This window comes from Chryseobacterium aquifrigidense (assembly GCF_006716485.1).
In the GTDB taxonomy this organism is placed as follows: Bacteria; Bacteroidota; Bacteroidia; order Flavobacteriales; family Weeksellaceae; genus Chryseobacterium; species Chryseobacterium vietnamense.
The window spans coordinates 859,445-878,386 of sequence record NZ_VFPD01000001.1 but is presented as its reverse complement, the minus strand read 5'-3'; the positions used below and the strand labels follow the sequence as shown (position 1 = coordinate 878,386).

The following is an 18,942-nucleotide window of genomic DNA, read 5'->3' as shown; positions in this document are numbered from 1 at the left end:
ACATATCATTAATTTTTTATAGTAAAAATTTAACCTAATCTTTCCCAAAACTAGGCTTGATACTACAATGCCGGGCATACTATTTGCTGTTTATCTGAGACCATATCATCAACTAAAAACCAAAATATTATGAACGTAGCAGATCTAAAAATCAAGAACTTAGTCGAGTATAAAAATCAGATTTATACGATTACTGAGATCTTTCAAAATCCTGAGCAGGCTTATTTTGTTAAAATTGAAAATGATATTCAAAGTATTTCAGTTCCGGCAGCGTCCATCAAACCTATTAAGATAACTGAAGAGTGGCTTGAAAAGCTAGGCTTCTCACGAACTTACAGTTCAGAGCAGAGCATCCGATATGAAAGACCGGAATCGTTTATAAAATATGATATAGACCTGAGTTCCAGAAAAATACTGGAAGGTCTGAAAATATACGGGAACGCCATAAAGTGTAAATACATCCATGAGTTTCAGAATATTTTCTCAAGCTTATTTGGAAAAGAAACTGTTTTACATTATGGTTATTTGAAAACAGAATCGTAGTTAAATAGTTCTTAGTTGAGGAAGACCACAATTTAGCCCGTAAATTGTGGTCTTCCTATGTTTGGATGGGAAGAGATTATTTTATTTTCTTAAACTCTATTTGAGTAAAATTAGCTCCTGAAAGCACAAACCCAGAAATACTTTTGTTGTTGCCATAGGTAAAACCCAGCCTTCCAAAAATTGATTTATAAGAATACATTTCCGATTCACTTAGGAAATACAAAGGAATATCAGGATTGATAGCATGTCTGGCAACCAACTTATCATTCTCGATAACCAACTGGTAAATGGTATTAAATTCTTCATTTCTATAGAATCCCACATATTTATTAAGATCAACTTTGTCTTCCTTCAAGGGCTTTAATATTACTTTTTTACAGATAAATGTAAAGTCACCAATCCTGTACGTTAAATTCCCGGGATGAAATGTGAAGCTTCCGGTGGGAAGAAAAGAAATGTCAAATTTATAATCTCCTGCGGCCTTTAAAGGCGTTTTATTATTGTCCCAGTACAGGTTTCTGCCATCTGTTTTAATATCCAGATAATTTCCGGGATTAATTTCATAAGTTCCTTCAAATGATTGTAGTTCAGCTGCAGTGTAAGCTAATTTCTTTGGAGATGCCGGGAGAATCTGGTGGTCTTTCAGAAGCACATCTACCAATCCGTAGGCAACCAGCAATCCGTCAAAAGTACTCTTATTTCCAGCTAATACAACAGACAGGTTATAAGCAGGAATATGCAGAATATAGGATCTGTAACTGGCTGTTCCTCCTCCGTGAAAAACAATATCCAGCCCTTTATACTTTCCGGTTTGCAGTCCCAACCCGTATCCTATCTGTTCTCCATTATTTAATAGCGTATTTTGCTGCATCTTATCATACATCTCACGGCTTCCCACCAAGGGTTTCTGGAAATTGGCAGCCCAAATGCAAAGATCATTCAAGGTCATAAAAATATTGGAAGACCCATTTTCCATTTGGCCAAGAGGAGTTTTTATAAAACCGGAATGGGCTTCCTGATAAGATTCTGCTCTGTTAGGAATAATTTTCACCGGATCATCTACCGCCATCGAGTGATTCATACGCAGTGGATCGAAAATATACGCTTCGAGCAGCTCTGCAAAATCTTTTTTATAAACTCTGCGGAGAATTTCAGCCAACAGCATATAGCCTGTATTATTGTATCTGTATTGATCTCCAGGTTTAAAATTGATCCTTTTAATAGCCAAAACTGTTTTTACAGCATCTGTATTAGTCACGCGAAACTCGTCTCCGAATCCCTGAAGTCTTTTGATAGTTGTAAAATCCGGTAATCCATGGGTATGATTGGCCAGCTGTCTGAGGGTAATTTTATATGGCAGATGCTTAAGTTCCGGCAGATAAGTTCTGATATCATCTTCCAACGAAAGTTTACCTTCTTTTTCAGCCATAAGCGTTACCAAAGCCGTAAACTGTTTTGATACGGATGCAATATCAAAAGCTGTAGAATCCGTTACAGGAATCCTGTCTTCGAGATTCGCCAGCCCATAAGTTTTTTTATAAATTATTTTTCCTTCCTGTATAATACCTACAGCCATGCCCGGAGCATTGGATCTGGAATAACTGTTCACTAAAGAATCTGCTTTTAGGATTTTTTCCTGCTGAATCAATTGTCCGAAAAAGAATCCGGAATTCAGGATTGTAAAAAGAAACAATACCCATCTGATTTGTGGTTTCATCTGTATAAATTTTAATGATGAAGCAAATCTGAGATTTTGCAGTGATTAAAATATCCGACTACCGGAAACCGGACTCTTTTTATCTGAAAAATCAGTCCGACTTAAAATCGGACACTTTTTAAACTATTGATTTTCTGTAATCTGTGGGAGTAACCCCTGTTTCTTTTTTGAAGGCTGTATAGAAGGATGATCTGGAATTGAAACCCACTTCATACAGAACTTCAAGCACTGTAAGTTGAGGCTGCTCTTTAAGAATAGTCTTGGCTTGATTAATTCTGAACTCATTAATAAAATCAAAAAAATGTTTACCGGTATGCTGATTGATCAATACTGACAGGGGCTTTTCCTGCATACCGATCAGCTTTGCCAGTTTTTGTAAGGTAAGTTTATCATCCAGATAAGGTTTTTCGGTTTCCATATAATTCAGAAGGGTTTTTAACTGCTCCGGATCTTCTTTCTGAAGCTTTTCTACAGATTGTACAGGAATCAGGTCTTTATTGATTCCAGCCAGAAGATTGGGCCGGTATAAAGCATTTAATACAAACCAACTGATAACAAATAATACAAATACTGAGTTCAGTGTATATAAATATAAAAATGCAGTTTCATTATCTTTCAAAAACTCCCTGATCAACACAAAAGTGTTCCCGATCAGGAAGAGAATCGTTGTCTGCATCAGCCATTTATAAGTAAGGTGATGATTACTGGAATAGTTTTCCTGATACAGTTTTCTGAATGTTCTCAAAACCAGAAATATGGCAACAATATAAAAATAATACTGTACAGTGGAAACGACATCAAATGCCTGATCTTTTTGCTCAGAATCCCCTGAAATACCAAACCATACCAGAAAGAACAAAAACGGTACTGCGTGCAGAAGATGTTTGGTACGAAGGGTAAAATTATAATAACAGGCCGCATTGACATACAAATAATATAAAGGCATCTGCAGCAGGACACTGGCCAGTTTGAATCCTTTGATTATTTTGTTATCTGGCGGTGGCAGAAAAAACCCGGAAAGATCAATGACAGAAATCAACAGAAAGGCTGCAAATAAATAATTCGGTAGTTTTCTTTCAGATTTTGCTGTAAGAAGGAAAGCACTTAACAGCAGAAACAGGAAAAAAATAATTTTACCCAAGTCGTTGATGAATGACATATTCTCTATTTTCATGATATTCACAAAACTACAAATAATAGTTTCTTGTTGAGTATTTTAAACCAATAGATGGATATTTTTTCAAAATTACATTGTTTCGCTCTGCAATAGTCTCATCTTGTTATAATCAAAAGGTTTTTAATCTTATATTTTTTATTATTTAAGTAAATTTGCAGCTTATATACTTTCCCTGATCATCATCCCAGGAAAAAGCCTATTTCACCATGGAAACAGATCCAATTCTTTTACAGCTGATAGAACATTTTAAAGAAATAGTTACTTTAGAAGATCACGATATTGACCGTATTACTTCCAAATTGGAAATCATTCAGCTTAAAAAGAAAGATTTTCTGCTTCGCGAAGGACAGACTTCAAGACACATGAGATTCATTGCAAAGGGAAGCCTGTTTGCTTATCATATTGATGAAAAAGGAAAGGAAAATACCACTCAGCTTGGTATTGAAAACTGGTGGGTAAATGATCTTTACAGCTATCTGAGCGAGTTACCTTCAAGAATGTTTATCCAGGCTAATGAAGATACAACGATTGTACAGATCAGTAAAAATAATCTGGAATCATTGTACAAAGAAGTTCCGGCTGTGTCTGAGTTCTGGCGTCTGAAAATGCAGTCGGCCTATGTTACTTTACAGGAAAGAACCTTTGAACATTCCCGTGTGGATGCCTACACCAAATACAGAACATTTGTCACCACCTACCGCAATATTGAACAGCGTTTCCCTCAATACATGATTGCATCCTACCTTGGAATAACGGTAGAATATCTGAGCTATCTGAGAAAAAAACACCTGTCTGACGTTTCTTAAGATTTCTTAAGTTTATTCCATTCCCGCCTGAATAATTTTGCTTACAGAATTTTAATGAGTGAAATATGAAGGCCAGATTCATCGCCATAACAGCCCTTACATCAGTTTCTCTGAATGCGCAGAAACTTTCCTATACCCCGGATATTGTTTTAGGACATCGTTCCTATACTTATATGCACAATGTCAATTATCAGCTGAATGAACGGTTGAAATTGAACAATCTTACCTTATTTGATACAGAATATACCAAAGACAAAGAAAATATATTCTTCATCAGAAATACCCTATCCTATGCGCTTACCAAGAGGTTTAGTGCCAATGCGGCATTTGGAATGAAAAATCCCGGAGCATTTTTCAGTGCTTACCTGCAATATAAAATTATTCAGCCCGCTTACTCTCTGTCTTACTCTATAGGAACCACTTATCAGAAAGGATTTTCTCTTGAACAGTCCATTTCATTTGAATATACTCCTTATCTGACAGAAAACTTTAAGGGATACTTCAGTGTATTGGCAATTGGAAACCTTGATGACAGTGGATATCCCAGAGGTTTGCAGTTTATCAGACTAGGCGTAAAAAGGGATAAAATGATGTACGGACTTGCTTCCAATTTTGATCAGTTTAATAACGGAAAAAAGACCCTGGAAAATATCGGGGCATTTGTAAAATATAATTTTTAAATAATGATAAGAAATGAAAAAGAACATTGATTTAGGAATGCTGATTACAAGAATAGCAATCGGGTTTCCCATGTCTGTTTATGGAATCAGTAAGTTGATTCACGGGATTGGGTTTATTCAAGACATAATGACCATGCACGGTTTACCATCATTTTTTGCCTACGGTGTATTTGCGGGAGAAATTATAGCTCCTGTACTGCTGATCATAGGATTCCGGGCTCGTCTGGCAGGACTAATCTTTGCTGCCAATTGCTTTACGGCTACCATATTGGCACAGACAGCCAATATTTTCAAGCTTAATGAATTCGGAGGCTGGGCATTGGAACTGCTTGTGATTTATATGCTTGTAAGCCTCAGTTTTTTCTTTACCGGTGCCGGAAAACATGCCGTTTCAACCCAAAATAAGTGGGATTAAATCCTCAGAATTTTCTATTCCCTATTGATAAATCAGAGTCTCAGGATTCTGGTTTATTTTTTTTCTGAATAAAAAATTCTTTACCTTTCCTACTCATTATATTCTGAGCTTACTATTCATCTTTTACAACAACGAAAGTGGAAGATAAATAAAAAACCTCCCGATCAATAACCGGAAGGCTTTTTTCAATTATTAATCATCTACCATATTGAGACAAACGTCTGCTTTTCCCATAAGGTAAATATTAATCAGTGCATGCCTGTTGATCTCGATACGATCGCCGTTGGTAATTTTATATTTCTTCTGCAGCGGTTTTTGATTAAAATAAACCGCATCTGAACCAAGCAATAGGTTCAATTTAGAGGAAGAAAGACCTAAGCAGGTCCGGAGTACTGTTGAAACTCTCATATTAAAATCAGACAGGGACTGTATTTGAAACGAGATTGTTTCATTCTTCATATTGATAAGATCTTCTACCGTCAGGTCCGGATATATAATTTCATAGTGTACACTTTCCCAGTCGGCTTCCACATTATTTTTTCCCATCATTTCCCGCGAAAAGGCATATTGCCATGCAATTTCCGTATCATTTTCTGAGAATTTATTGAATATTTCTTTACTGACAGATTCTGTTCTGATTCTTGAAAACACCGTCATGTTATAGGTGTTGTTACATTTTACGCATCGGTAGATCAGCCATATATCAATATTCTTTTTCTGAGCATTCAGTCTGAATTTATCGCTGCATTGAAATCTGTCGCTGTTACATTGATTGCATTTCTTTTTGAGTAAGGGAGTATTTTTCGCTTTTATCTCCCAGATATGTTGGGTATTCATTACTTATAATCGTGCTTAATATTCTTTGTTGGATTTTTTCCATACTATTCACGCATTACAAGGGTTATATATATCTGGATTATGGCTTAAAGATTATTTCTTAAGCCATGGTCTTGCTGTATATTTCGGTTTTGATCAATACTCAAAGGAAAAACAGCAGATAAAGTCACCTTTAGCAGGTAATACGATAAATAATATGATGAAATAAAAACCTGTTCGGGTAGAATTACCCAAACGAAAGAACGATCAGCCTGTGGTTACTGAGACTGATACTAAGCGAAAATAAGTTTAAGAGTCGTTCTCAAATCGATTTATTTACTTGGTTATGATAAAAGTAGTCAATTTTATCGAAGAAGAGAACCTTTTGACATTTAAATTCAAAAAAATAAAAATTCACAGCCTTTAAGATGAACCATACAACAAAGAAAAATTGAACTATACAACAAACCTGTCTTTTCTCTTTCTGCCGAACTTTGTGGTATTAAAATCATCAAAATGATACAGATTAATAAAATTTACATCAACGGCGAATTTGTTACGCCAAAAGGAACAGAAACTTTTGATCTTATAAGCCCTGTTACCAATCAAAAAACAGGAGAAGTAATTCTGGGAAATGAAGAAGACACCCGTATGGCTGTTGCAGCTGCGAAAAAAGCTTTTAAAACATTTTCAAAAACAACAAAAGAGGAACGAATCGGTCTACTTAGAAAACTACACGAAGCCGTAAGCAAAAGAGAAACTGAACTGGTTTCTGCTATGGTGAATGAATATGGCGGAACATTGCAATTCTGCAGAATGAGTGTTCAAAATGCAATTTCTGCTTTTACAGCCACTATCAATACTTTAGAATCTTATGATTTCGAAAGAACAGTGGGACATTCTAAAGTACGTTTTGAATCTTTAGGGGTCGTTGGAATTATCACTCCATGGAATGCCAGCAACAGCTTCATCTGTAATAAACTTGCCACGGCTATTGCTGCCGGATGTACGGCTGTCATCAAACCCAGTGAAATGAGTGCAGTACAAACCCAACTGCTTACCGAATGTTTTCATGAGGCAGGTCTGCCGGAAGGTGTTTTCAATATCGTTAACGGATTAGGAAGTGTAGTGGGAAACGAAATTACGCTGCATCCTGATATTGCTAAAATATCCTTCACCGGATCTACACTGACAGGTAAAGCAATTGCCAAAGGAGCGGTAGACACCATGAAAAGAGTAACCTTAGAGCTCGGAGGAAAATCTCCCAATATTATTCTCGAAGATGCTGATCTTGATAAAGCAATTCCTATGGCTGTTTTCGGGGCTTATATGAACAATGGCCAGGCATGCATTGCTCCTACCCGATTGCTGGTTCCTCAAAGCAGACTGGAGGAAGTAAATGAACTTGCCAGAAAGGCAGCCGGACAGGTAAAAGTAGGAAACCCCAATGAAGAAGATACCCTTGTAGGCCCTATGGTAAGTGCCAGACAATTTGAAAGAGTACAAAGTTATATCCGTCTGGGACAGGAAGAAGGTGCTGTTCTGCTGGCAGGTGGTGAAGGCAAACCGGAAGGTCTTGAAAGTGGCAATTTTGTAAAGGCAACCATCTTTACCAATGTCCGTAATGATATGCGTATTGCGCAGGAAGAAATTTTCGGGCCTGTATTGTCTATTATTCCTTATGTTGATGAAGAAGAAGCCATTGCCATTGCCAATGACACTACGTATGGTCTTGCAGCTTATATCAGCTCTGCTGATCAGGAACATGCGGAACGTGTGGCCGCACAGATTGATGCCGGAAGAATCTGTATTAACGGGTTTGCCCACGATCCTTATGCTCCTTTCGGAGGCTTTAAACAAAGCGGTATCGGGCGTGAGTTTGGAGTATTCGGATTGGAAGCGTATCTGGAACCCAAAGCAATTCTGGCTTAATATGATATTCTTCACAGCAAAATATTCTCATGATTGTTTTGCTGTGAAGATTCTATGATCCTAAAAAAGTTTTGTAAGTTTGAATAAGAATTGATCAAGAAATACCTGCCTGAGCTATGAACGAAAATAATATTCCTTTTCCCATCAATTATTCCTGTCATTTTTCAGAATTCAGGGAAGGAGAACAGTTTGCGCGAATTCACAGCCTCGGTCTTGTGCTTTCCGGGGAAATGGAACTGAATGACGGGATCACAAAAACGATATTTAAGGAAGGAGAACTGTATTCAGCAAGAAAAAACAGTTTATTGAAATTCGCAAAATATCCTCCTAAAAACGGAGAAATCAGAACCATATCCATCTACTTTGATGATGCCATGCTTCATGATTTCAGCCGCGAGTATGGCTATCAGGCGGAAAAGAAAGACAATGTTCCTGCCTATATAAAACCGGAGCAGAAGGCATTACATTCTTTTATGTACTCATTATTACCCTATGAAGATCTTCCTGCTTCCGAAGAAATCCTTCGGCTTAAGCAAAAAGAAGCTCTCCTCCTGCTGTTGAATTATGATCCGGGTCTTAAGGATATTTTATTTGATTTTTCTGAACCTTATAAGATAGATATTGAGACTTTTATGAATAAAAACTTTCATTTCAATGTCAATGTAGAGCGTTTTGCTTACTTAACGGGGAGAAGCCTGTCTGCATTCAAAAGAGACTTTCAAAAAATATTCGGAGTTCCGCCAAGACAGTGGCTTCAGCTTCGCAGATTAAAGGAGGCCCATTTTCTGCTTACCCAAAAAGGAAAATCTGTTTCTGATATTTATCTGGATCTTGGATTTGAAAATCTATCCCATTTTTCATTTGCATTTAAAAAACAGTTTGGCTACCCGCCAAGTGCTTTACAGGCAAAATAGCTTAGATCTCCTCTAAAAAGAAGTATCTAAAAGCAAGAATCACCAGAATAACGACTGCTATTGTAATGATTTTCAATTTCATATCATTCTTTAGATTTTCCGGAGCATAACGCATTGTTTTTTCATCAAGATAAAAGTCTTTGTATACTTCAGGATTGATTTTCAGATCCGGACGAAACACGTGCACCCCTTTCAGAAAATGCCCGATAAGATCATATCGGTTTTTAAGCGGAATCACATCCAGACTGACCATTTTCTTCTGAGGGTTTCTGTTTTCATCTTTTTCATGAACATACAGATTCTTTCTGAAATCGCTGTACTTTCCGGAAGCTCGGGATTCTGAAAATATATCTTTTGTATAAGGATTGTCACTTTTTACCAAATCATAGTATTTGATTGCTGACAGCACTTTATCATTCCTGTTGAGAAACAGAATTCCCTGATGATTGATAAGGAGACCACTGATTTTTTCGTCCTGATTCTTCATCATTTCATACACCAGCCAACCTGACAGCGAACCAGCAATAAGAAACAGCAAAAAGAAGATCATATCAGAAGCTGTATCCGTAGCAGGATCTGAAAGGGCATCGATAAAAAACTTCAGTAAAACAACAGCAATGGCAGCAAAAAGAACCACCATACTCCACCTCAATCCGGCGATGTATTGAGGGTTATAGGTTTCCGATCTCATTTCAGGAAATGCTTCTTTCATGGTTTGAATGTATAGTTTATTAGTTTGATCAGCTTTTAACATGTATTTAAAAGATAACATGTCAAAATTTGCCGAGCAGCAAAAATAGAATATAAAAATGAATAGAATATTATTTTTTTATGTTTTAATCCTTTGAAAATAACAGATCGTGCCATGAAAATCATAACACGATCTGAATTATTAAATCTAATTATTTTAAAAGTTTTCTAAAGTGCATATTCTACTGAAGCTTCTTTAGCTGCTGCAACCATTGCGATTAAAGCTTTTTCAGTTTCTTCCCAGTGTCTTGTCTTCAGTCCGCAATCCGGGTTTACCCAAAGCTGATTGGCAGGAATGACATTCTGAGCCTTTCTCAGCAGTTCAATCATTTCTTCTTTCGATGGTACTCTTGGTGAATGGATGTCATATACTCCGGGGCCAATTTCATTCGGATATCTGAAGTCTGCAAAAGCATTCAGCAGTTCCATTTGAGAGCGGGAGCATTCGATCGTGATTACGTCAGCATCCATATCAGCAATGTTTTCGATAATATCATTGAACTCCGAATAACACATATGAGTATGAATTTGGGTAGCATCTTCCACTCCGCTTGCTGAAATTCTGAAAGCTTCTACGGCCCATTTCAGATAGTTCTGCCAGTCTGTTTTTCTTAACGGAAGTCCTTCTCTGATCGCAGGTTCATCAATCTGAATAATTCTGATTCCTGCTTTTTCCAGATCCACCACTTCATCACGGATTGCCAACGCAATCTGCTTACACGTTTCTGAGCGAGGCTGATCATCACGTACAAAAGACCACTGTAAAATCGTAACCGGACCTGTCAACATTCCTTTTACCCATTTTTCAGTCTGGGATTGGGCATATTGAGACCAGTAAACCGTCATTGGAGTTGGGCGGGAAACATCACCGAAAATCACAGGAGGTTTCACACAGCGGCTTCCATAGCTCTGTACCCATCCGTTTTTGGTGAATACAAATCCTTCCAGTTGTTCTCCAAAGTATTCTACCATGTCATTACGCTCAAATTCACCGTGAACCAATACATCAATTCCAATGTCTTCCTGCCAGCGGATTGTTCTCTGCGTTTCCTCTTTCAGCAAGGCATCATACTGTTCTGCTGTAAGTTCTCCTTTTTTGAATTTGGCTCTCCAGCTTCTGACCTCTGTGGTTTGTGGGAATGACCCGATTGTGGTGGTTGGGAATAATGGAAGCTGCAATACTTCCTGCTGTTCTTCTTTACGGATCTTGAATTTATTTATTCTTTGGGCATCCTTTTCAGTGACAGCATTTGCTCTTTGCTTTACCTGGTGATTATGAATAAGAGGAGAAGTTTTTCTGCTCTCAATTGCTTTTTTATTTTCTTCGAATGCTTTAAGAATCTGTTCATTTTCTGTTCCGGAAGCAAGTTCTTTAAGCGTTACGACTTCTTTTACTTTTTGTTTAGCAAAAGCCAGCCAGTTTTTAATTTCCGGATTGAGATTGGTTTCAAAATCAAGGTCACAAGGTGAATGAAGCAATGAACATGATGGTGCAATCAGAATCCTTTCAGATCCTAATTTTTCAACTGCTTTTCTGATGAAAGACAATGATTTTTCATAATCATTTTTCCAGATATTCCTACCATCAATTACACCTAATGAAAGGCTTAAATTTTCCGGAATACCATTCAGAATTTCATCCAGCTGTTCAGGATTTCTCACCAGATCAACATGCAATGTATTTACAGGAAGGGAAACGGCAAGTGATGTGTTATCTTTTAATCCGTCAAAATACGTTGCCACAATAAATTTCAGTTTTGGGAAACGTTTTCTTATTTCCGCATACACAGAAAGGTAGGTTTCTTTGGCTTTCTCATTTAAATCCAATGCCAGAAAAGGTTCATCAAACTGAATCCATTCCGCACCCTGGTCCTGAAGTTTGGTTAAAATCTCTGTATAGACTGGAAGAAGGTTCCCAGCCAGATCCAGCTTATCAAATCCTTCTTCTTTTTCTTTTCCTAATAACAGATAAGAGACCAGCCCGATAATAACCGGTTTCGCATTGATTCCAGCCTGTTTTGCTCCGGCAAATTCATTGAAAATTTTATCTGAACTCAGTTTAAACTGTTGATTTTTATAAAATTCCGGAACGATATAATGATAGTTGGTATCGAACCATTTGGTCATTTCCATGGCGGTAATGTCCAGTCCGTCTTTCTGATATCCTCTTGCCATCGCAAAATAAAGGTCCATCTCCGTATTGTTCTTTTTCAGTACCACTTCATGGTAACGTGTTGGAATGGCTCCTACGACAAGGCTCATATCCAATACCTGATCATAGTATGAAAAATCATTACATGGGATAAGATCTATCCCTGCTTCTTTCTGAATAGTCCAGTTTTGGTTGCAGAGCGTTCTTCCGGTATTCAGAAGTTCTTCCAAAAGGATTTTACCTGACCAATACTTTTCGCAGGCTTTTTTGAGTTCTCTTTTGCTACCAATACGCGGATAGCCAAGAATGTGAGTTTGCATTTTTTTAAACTTTTTAATTAAACTTATTGGGAAAGTCCTTTAAAAGGCTTCGTTATGTTTTACGGAAGAAGTTTCAGGAAAGTAGTGATATAGCAGACAGTGCATTTCCTTTCAGGAGAAAACACAAAAATCTGATATATCATCTGTATGACCCAAAGCTTCAGCCCGCGAAAGCATTGTCAATTCAGTAAAGGCAGGTCTCCTGACTTGTAACAGTTTCCGTCATCCTTCCCGCTTCTGGCAGTGGATCTGCAAGGACAGAAACCTTTGGTGTGTTACTTACAGTTGCGCGACAGCTCGTGATTTGCACACGATTCCCTATTAATCTACCTTAAGTAAAACCTTTCCTGTCTGATGAAGTATCTGTAAAGAACTATACTTTTACCTTTAACTATTGTCATCAGTAAAAGTTTTTAATTTTGTGTAAAATTAACAATACAGAATAAAAATACAATCAATGTTTAAAAATTAAGCAAATTAAACTTTATAAAACACCAATAAAAGCATATAATTCTGTACATTTGATCGTTTTAATCATTTAAAAGAATAATATTCTGTGGAACAACTCGATGATAAGGATTTACAGCTGCTAAGGCTGCTCCAGAAAAATGCTAAACTCACTGTTAAGGAACTTGCGAAAGAAGTAAACCTTTCTACCTCACCGGTTTTTGAAAGGGTAAAAAGGCTTGAACAGGAAGGTTTTGTTAAAAGGTATGCAGCTGTTCTTGATGCTGAAAAACTGAATCGCGGATTTACGGTTTTCTGCCAGATCAAGCTCAAAATTCACGACAGATCGGTGGGTTATGATTTTGTAAAGGAGATTTTAGAAATTGAAGAAGTTGCCGAATGTTACAATATTTCCGGGGATTTTGATTTCCTTTTGAAAGTTCAGGTACGGGATATGAAACATTACCAGGATTTTGTATTCAATAAGCTGGGATCAGTAGATTCTATCGGGAGTACCCACAGTACTTTTGTGATGGCTGAGGTAAAAAATAACCATGGGCTTACCATTTAAAGGAATAAAACCGGAGAACCTGTTTATTCTTCAATCCATTTTCTGAAAGCAGCTGTATTGCTCTGGCTTGTGACAAGATGATCTTTCTGCCCTTTTATCTGAACGGAAAGTGTATTTTTATTGTAACGTTCTATCCTTTCAATATGATTTTTCTGAACAAGCTCACTCCGGTTGATCCTGAAAAAATCTGAAGAATTGAGTTGGGTTTCAATTTCTTTTAAAGTAGATTCATTTAACAGGTGTTTTTTTCCTGCTGTATCAAAAGCAAAGACAACTCCTTCTTCTGCCCCAAAGAAAGAGATCTCTTCCGTATTGATAAAATAGAGCCCCTGATGTGAGCCGACGGTGAATCTTTTCTTATAACTTTTCTCTGCAAGTCCGTTACTGATCATTTGTTGAAGTTTTTCCAAAACCTGCTGAGATTCTGAAGGTGCTTTTCTCAATAAAAGAAATTTGTCCCATGCTTTTTGGAAACGACTCTGTGAAAATGGTTTTAAAAGATATTCAATTCCATTGCTTTCAAAAGCATTCATCCAGAATTGATCATATGCTGTGGTAAAAATAACCGGACATGAAATATTCACCTGATCATAGATTTCAAAGGCATTTCCATCCAGTAATTCAATATCGGAAAAGATCAGATCAACTGCTGAGCTTTTTAAAAAAGTAACGGCTTCTTCTACAGTGCCTGTTTCCGCAACAATTTCAACAGGATTTTCCAGTTCACTGATGAAACGCTTTAATTTGCTTCTTGCAGGAATTTCGTCTTCAATGATGACAACTTTTATCATATTTTATGTGGGAATTACGGGAATAATAACTGAAAACTCAGTTTCTGTTTTTATAATTTCTACCTGCTGATCCGTTAACAGGTTATATTGCTCTTTAAGGTTGTTCAGCGCCCTTCCTGAAGTCTTTTTTCGGTTTCGTTTAGGGATTACATTATTCGAAACGGTTATTGCCTTATCTATTTTTATTGTGATCAGGACAGGTTTATCAATAGTACCGAGGTTATGCTGAACTGCATTTTCAAGCAGCAGCTGTAATGAAAGGGGAATGATACGACCGGGTGATTTGACAGGATTTATTTTTAATGAATAAGCATTTCCATATTTGTATTGTATCAGCTTAAAATATTTCTCTGCAAAGGCCAGTTCTTCTTCCACAGACACTATTTTTTTATCAGAAACATCCAAAACATAACGGTATATTTCGGCAAATTCATTCAGGAAATCTGAAGCCTTGTGTTTGTCTTCTTCTATCAACTGATCAAGGACATTGAGATTATTGAATAAAAAATGAGGATTAAGCTGTGTTTTCAACTGATTAATTTTACTTTCAGACAACGCATGATCATACAGAGCCAATTGCTTCTGATATTCTGTATTTCTTTTGTAATAACGGTAGGCCAGAAAAAAACTTCCATAAATAAAACCTCCTATCAAATCTGAAAAAGTAGAAAGAATAACAACTTCCTGATTAAAATTTTTCTCAACTTTTCCAAAAATAAAAGCAATTATAAAACCTATTATTTTCATTACCAAAAGGTAGGTCAGCAATGAAACACTGAATATTTTTAGAACTTCTGATACGCTGAACGTTGATGATCTCTGCCAGTTTTTAATAAAAAAATCGATAACAAAAAACAGGATGCACGCACTGATGAGGGTAACAACCGCTGCTTCAGGTGTAAAAATATACCAATCCAGCGTTCTTCTGATACCTATTCGCGTATGAATAGACTGTACATAGGCAAACAAGAGGATAAACAGCAGAAAATATCTGTTTTGATTAATCTGTTTTAAAATGTTATTCATCAGCTTTTATGAAGGATCAGTTTTTTACAAAAATAGCCCTATATTTTTACAGGGCTGTTTTTTGCAGTATTATTTTTTATTATCAGGAAATGATGCGGTAACAGTTCCGTTATCATCTAAAAAGTCCAGTTTTGCTTCATTATTTTTATCTACACAGAATCTGGCTCTTGGCTTTCCTTTACTGTCGAATAAAAACAGTCCGTTATATTCATCTTTGGTTTTTCCAAGCATCATTCTTGGTGCTCCTCCAATGAGGCCCTGCTGTTCATATTCTTTATATTTTTTCTGTGCCGTTACAGGATCTTTTATCTGATTCAGTTCCGCAAAGATTTCTCCTGTTTTGATTTGTGATTCTTTGGAAGGACGGTCATTAAAGTAAAGCCCGCTGGACACTACTCTTTTATCTCCTTTCTTATAATCCTGCGTTAAAAGCTGCATCACCTGATCTCCGTCATACTGATCATACGTCAGAGATAAGCCTGAGCTATGGCCGTTCTGATTTTTCTGTCCGTCATAAATAAAACCGCCGCATTCTATTCCTTCTTCATTGAAAAAAAGCATACCGGAACGTTTCTTTCTCGTTTTATTGGTGGGGCTACCGTTTACTTTTTCTTCTCCCGTAGGAAATTTCCCGACATTGGTAATGATCATTTTTACAGTCCCGTCTTTTTCAACGATATTAATTCTTTCCACATCTATTTCTGTAAATCTCTGATTTCCGGTTGTTTTAAAGGCTGAAGCTGTTAAAAATATAATTCCAATAACTGCTGTAAAGGCAAATGTTCTTAAAAAAATGAGTTCCCTGTTCATAATATTATTGAGTTAATTGTTTTGACAGGTCAAAGCTATGATAACCCCATCTGCTATTCAATCAGAAAACAATGAACTAAGGAAATAAAGACATCAATGAAGGATTTTTGCCATTGAGCATTATTTACCAGGTCTCTTTTCTTACTTTATCCGGTAAATAAAAACATCCATCAAGAAATGACAGATGTGATATGACGGTAATTTTTATCAATTAATTGGCGGCCGGATCAATAAGTGCCGTTGTTAAACCTAATAACTTTAAAAGGTTTTTGCTGTCGAAAAACAGTGTTGCATAATGTTTTCCTTTTTTAAAAACCAGTTTTGACCCACCTGGAAACTCACTGTCAGCTCCTAACTTTTGTGTTTTAGCATGGTATTTACTGAACTTATTTTTGCTATCCTGTAATGTACTTTTATTCAGAACAAGGCCGAAAGGAAGTCCTTCCACCACTAAAGATTTATTATCTGCAGTTGCGAAAAAAATTTCATTAACAGTATTATCTTTTTCAAGACCGCAATAAAGTTCCAGTCCTGTTTTCATTGGCCATTTTGCATATTTTTCTCCATTGGCATCTTCATAAAAAACGGTCTTTACATTCAGTGCTTTTGAGATTTTATCAGGGGTTTGTGGGAATACAAATTCTGAGTTTTTGTCTAGTAAAGAATTTAAAGCGGCTGTTTTTTGTGAAAAAGCCGTCACATTTAATACAAGAAAAAAGAGGGCTGCAATAAAATTGAATGTTTTCGTCTTCATGGAATAATTTAAAATTTTAATGATTTAATAGCTAAGGTATTAAAATTATACAATTCGCTCACTATAATTTCATAAAGAGCCTACTCACCACATCTTACTTTTACTTCTTTTGCTGCAAATTGAACACTGTACCAGCAGGATCAGTAATCCAGTGCATATTTTCAGGTAGCTCTTCAATCTCATCACAGGTTTCCACACCGTTTGACTGCAAATATTGGGTAGCAATTTCTACATCGGGGACAGTAAGCTGTAACCAGGTTTCGGAATGAGTATAGTTGTCGACACAGTCCAGCCAAATAATATTATTTCCGAACTTTACCTCGTGAGTTCTTGAAACCGTAGGGTTATTAATTGGTTTTTCCTCAACTTCCAATTTTAAAATATCCCTATAAAAAGAAACCGTTTTTTCGTATGTACTTTTTGGAATTTTTATGGCAATATTTATTCCTGCTTCAAATTTTGTATTCATCATCAAGCTATTTTAAAAAGTTATTCAGATAGTTCAGAATCATTGCCGTCTGCATCATCAGACTTATATGGGTTTGCCCAGGAGCAATAGCCAGCTGGGATTTTGGTAATTCGCCCATATCGGCAAAAACGTCACCTCCCAATAATTTATAGGTTTTTGAAAGCTCTGTTTTATCCAATCCGTCATTATCTCCGGCAATGATTAAGACAGGTACCGGAATTTTAGAGATATTGTCTTCACCAAGGTCAAAAGGCTTTCGGGCAGAAGCCATCATGTGTTCCAGAAATGGTGTCCATTTTGTTTTATCCGGTGCAACGGCGTCGTAGGCAGTATGCATAGGGCTGTTTGTAAAGAATTCGGGTTTCATTCCTTCAATGGCTTTATTGACTTCAGGCAGCCAGCCTTTGCTCTTATAAGTTGAAGAAATAATAACCAGTCTGTTCACTCTTTCCGGACTTTGTATAGCCAGCTGATAAGCCACTTCTCCTCCAAAACTGTAGCCTGCAACATCTGCTTTATCAATTTTCAGATAGTCCATTACCTTTGTAACATCACTGGCCAAAGTAGCGTGTGATAATTTTCTTTCCGAAAACGGAGTATGCCCATGCCCCTGTAGTTCAAGTGCTATTACTTTCCTGTTTTTGGATAATTCCGGGATCAACTCACCCCAATTCATATCAATCGTCATGAAGGCACCATGTAACAGTACAATAGGTTTTCCTTTACCATAAACTTCGTAGTAAACTTTGATCCCATTTACGGGGGCATAACCACTTTCAGAAGGTTTTATTTTTTGTCCATATGCCTTCGATGCTGTAAGAAAAACAGCTAAGACCAATAATGCAGAGAATTTGAATAAACTTTTCATAATATTATCAGGTTTGGTGAATTAAACTTTTAATCAAAATTACCAAGTCAATCTGAAAACGGACTTGTCACAGGGCAAGATTTTATTAAAATGAAATCAACTCTTTAAGTACAGATTTCAAGGCTTTTTCTGTAAAACAATTTTACTTAATTCCATGAAATAATTACAAAACATCCTACAAGTAAATAATTAAAAAATAAATATTTTTACAATAATTCTACAATAGTTGATAAAATTTTATTAATTTCGAATTGAACTAAACGTAAAAATTATTATGAAAAATTTAAAGAAAATCGAAAGACAGGAATTGAAAACAATTAAGGGAGGCATTGACTGCAGAGGTGGTCAGCTATGTTTAATCGGTGGTAAGTGGCAATGTATGCCTTACGACGGATGTGGTGGTGGAAACCAGCCTTAATCTTAAGTTTAACGCAATTACTTGACTATGAAAAATTCTAAAAAAATTTCAAGAGACCAATTGAAGAGCATTAATGGCGGAGCGGTAAGCTGCTCTGAAGCATGCTGTCCACCTCCGGGAATTAAAAGATGCCCGTGGGTAATCTGTATAGCACCATGTGAGATTTTAAGTTAAAAAGACTTTATGCTCAAAATAAACCCTGCAATTTTGTGAATTGCAGGGCTTTTATTATTAAGTCACATGATGTAAAAATAAAAAACCTTAAATCAATTGATTTAAGGTTTTTTTGCGGAGAGTGAGGGATTCGAACCTAAATTCTATAATCCGCACTCTGCCTAATATTTTCATTTTTCAAAATAACTACTGCCATGTTTCTGCCACAGTTTCAGTTATTATCAAACTTAACTTTTTAGTAACTTAATCTTTTACAAAAATAAAACTTTTTACAATATTTACAAAATCCTTTAAGGGACCCCAGAGGTACATTTTTCGAACACTTTCTTAGAAGATTTGAATAAACTTGTTGAGCTTACAATCTTATAAAACTAATTCATTTATTATTTGAA

The 18,942-nt window shown here is 36.5% G+C and carries 20 protein-coding genes and 1 riboswitch; of the genes, 9 read left to right on the top strand and 11 right to left on the bottom strand.

The window, feature by feature from the left end; all coding sequences use genetic code 11:
- The first annotated feature begins 129 nt into the window (after window positions 1-129).
- Complete coding sequence (locus FB551_RS03890; RefSeq protein ID WP_047431480.1) at window positions 130-543, top strand: hypothetical protein; 414 nt, start codon at window positions 130-132, stop codon at window positions 541-543.
- A 76-nt stretch (window positions 544-619) separates the two neighbouring features.
- Here the strand turns inward: FB551_RS03890 and FB551_RS03885 are convergent, their stop codons facing one another.
- Together FB551_RS03885 and FB551_RS03880 are read right to left on the bottom strand one after the other, a co-directional pair.
- A complete protein-coding gene (locus FB551_RS03885) occupies window positions 620-2,260 on the bottom strand; it encodes a serine hydrolase domain-containing protein (RefSeq protein ID WP_142015258.1) in 1,641 nt (546 codons plus the stop codon).
- A 118-nt stretch (window positions 2,261-2,378) separates the two neighbouring features.
- Window positions 2,379-3,434, bottom strand: a complete 1,056-nt coding sequence (locus tag FB551_RS03880) for a helix-turn-helix domain-containing protein (protein ID WP_142015256.1) — start codon at window positions 3,432-3,434, stop codon at window positions 2,379-2,381.
- Between the two features lie 209 nt (window positions 3,435-3,643).
- Between FB551_RS03880 and FB551_RS03875 the strand changes: the two genes are divergently transcribed.
- From FB551_RS03875 to FB551_RS03865, 3 genes are all read left to right on the top strand, one after another.
- On the top strand, window positions 3,644-4,243 hold the full coding sequence (locus tag FB551_RS03875; protein WP_142015253.1) for a Crp/Fnr family transcriptional regulator: 600 nt from the start codon (window positions 3,644-3,646) through the stop codon (window positions 4,241-4,243).
- 65 nt (window positions 4,244-4,308) lie between these two features.
- Window positions 4,309-4,923, top strand: coding sequence for a hypothetical protein (locus FB551_RS03870; protein WP_142015250.1), 615 nt, complete (start codon window positions 4,309-4,311; stop codon window positions 4,921-4,923).
- A gap of 13 nt (window positions 4,924-4,936) precedes the next feature.
- Window positions 4,937-5,338, top strand: a complete 402-nt coding sequence (locus FB551_RS03865; RefSeq protein WP_142015248.1) for a DoxX family protein — start codon at window positions 4,937-4,939, stop codon at window positions 5,336-5,338.
- Between the two features lie 192 nt (window positions 5,339-5,530).
- Here the strand turns inward: FB551_RS03865 and FB551_RS03860 are convergent, their stop codons facing one another.
- Entirely contained in the window at window positions 5,531-6,175 is a 645-nt protein-coding gene (locus FB551_RS03860; protein WP_142015245.1) for a DUF1062 domain-containing protein, read from the bottom strand.
- Between the two features lie 495 nt (window positions 6,176-6,670).
- On the opposite strand from FB551_RS03860, the gene FB551_RS03855 reads away from it, so the two are divergent.
- Both FB551_RS03855 and FB551_RS03850 read left to right on the top strand, forming a co-directional pair.
- Window positions 6,671-8,086 (top strand): aldehyde dehydrogenase family protein, encoded by a 1,416-nt coding sequence (locus tag FB551_RS03855; RefSeq protein WP_142015242.1) that lies wholly within the window; start codon window positions 6,671-6,673, stop codon window positions 8,084-8,086.
- A gap of 116 nt (window positions 8,087-8,202) precedes the next feature.
- The gene (locus tag FB551_RS03850) at window positions 8,203-9,000 is read left to right on the top strand and encodes a helix-turn-helix domain-containing protein (protein ID WP_047431501.1); all 798 of its coding nucleotides are present in this window, start codon (window positions 8,203-8,205) and stop codon (window positions 8,998-9,000) included.
- Between the two features lies 1 nt (window position 9,001).
- Here the strand turns inward: FB551_RS03850 and FB551_RS03845 are convergent, their stop codons facing one another.
- Window positions 9,002-9,712 carry a hypothetical protein gene (locus tag FB551_RS03845; protein WP_142015240.1) on the bottom strand — a complete coding sequence of 237 codons (711 nt, stop codon included), beginning with the start codon at window positions 9,710-9,712 and terminating at the stop codon, window positions 9,002-9,004.
- 206 nt (window positions 9,713-9,918) lie between these two features.
- On the bottom strand, window positions 9,919-12,222 hold the full coding sequence (gene metE / locus FB551_RS03840) for a 5-methyltetrahydropteroyltriglutamate--homocysteine S-methyltransferase (protein WP_142015237.1): 2,304 nt from the start codon (window positions 12,220-12,222) through the stop codon (window positions 9,919-9,921).
- 175 nt (window positions 12,223-12,397) lie between these two features.
- A riboswitch (cobalamin riboswitch) is annotated at window positions 12,398-12,583 on the bottom strand.
- Window positions 12,584-12,778: 195 nt separating this feature from the next.
- On the opposite strand from metE, the gene FB551_RS03835 reads away from it, so the two are divergent.
- A complete protein-coding gene (locus tag FB551_RS03835; protein ID WP_062670399.1) occupies window positions 12,779-13,240 on the top strand; it encodes an Lrp/AsnC family transcriptional regulator in 462 nt (153 codons plus the stop codon).
- Window positions 13,241-13,263: 23 nt separating this feature from the next.
- Here the strand turns inward: FB551_RS03835 and FB551_RS03830 are convergent, their stop codons facing one another.
- From FB551_RS03830 to FB551_RS03805, 6 genes are all read right to left on the bottom strand, one after another.
- Window positions 13,264-14,031 carry a LytR/AlgR family response regulator transcription factor gene (locus FB551_RS03830; protein ID WP_142015235.1) on the bottom strand — a complete coding sequence of 256 codons (768 nt, stop codon included), beginning with the start codon at window positions 14,029-14,031 and terminating at the stop codon, window positions 13,264-13,266.
- A 3-nt stretch (window positions 14,032-14,034) separates the two neighbouring features.
- A complete protein-coding gene (locus FB551_RS03825) occupies window positions 14,035-15,057 on the bottom strand; it encodes a sensor histidine kinase (protein WP_142015232.1) in 1,023 nt (340 codons plus the stop codon).
- 69 nt (window positions 15,058-15,126) lie between these two features.
- A complete protein-coding gene (locus FB551_RS03820; RefSeq protein ID WP_142015230.1) occupies window positions 15,127-15,867 on the bottom strand; it encodes a hypothetical protein in 741 nt (246 codons plus the stop codon).
- 211 nt (window positions 15,868-16,078) lie between these two features.
- Window positions 16,079-16,621 (bottom strand): hypothetical protein, encoded by a 543-nt coding sequence (locus tag FB551_RS03815; RefSeq protein ID WP_142015228.1) that lies wholly within the window; start codon window positions 16,619-16,621, stop codon window positions 16,079-16,081.
- Between the two features lie 100 nt (window positions 16,622-16,721).
- Window positions 16,722-17,090, bottom strand: a complete 369-nt coding sequence (locus FB551_RS03810; protein ID WP_142018061.1) for a VOC family protein — start codon at window positions 17,088-17,090, stop codon at window positions 16,722-16,724.
- A gap of 7 nt (window positions 17,091-17,097) precedes the next feature.
- Window positions 17,098-17,958, bottom strand: a complete 861-nt coding sequence (locus FB551_RS03805) for an alpha/beta fold hydrolase (protein ID WP_142015226.1) — start codon at window positions 17,956-17,958, stop codon at window positions 17,098-17,100.
- Between the two features lie 274 nt (window positions 17,959-18,232).
- Here FB551_RS03805 and FB551_RS23180 point away from each other — a divergent pair, with 274 nt between their 5' ends.
- Together FB551_RS23180 and FB551_RS23175 are read left to right on the top strand one after the other, a co-directional pair.
- Window positions 18,233-18,376 carry a bacteriocin-like protein gene (locus tag FB551_RS23180; RefSeq protein WP_002980068.1) on the top strand — a complete coding sequence of 48 codons (144 nt, stop codon included), beginning with the start codon at window positions 18,233-18,235 and terminating at the stop codon, window positions 18,374-18,376.
- Between the two features lie 27 nt (window positions 18,377-18,403).
- Entirely contained in the window at window positions 18,404-18,550 is a 147-nt protein-coding gene (locus FB551_RS23175) for a bacteriocin-like protein (RefSeq protein WP_165835290.1), read from the top strand.
- Window positions 18,551-18,942 lie beyond the last annotated feature (392 nt).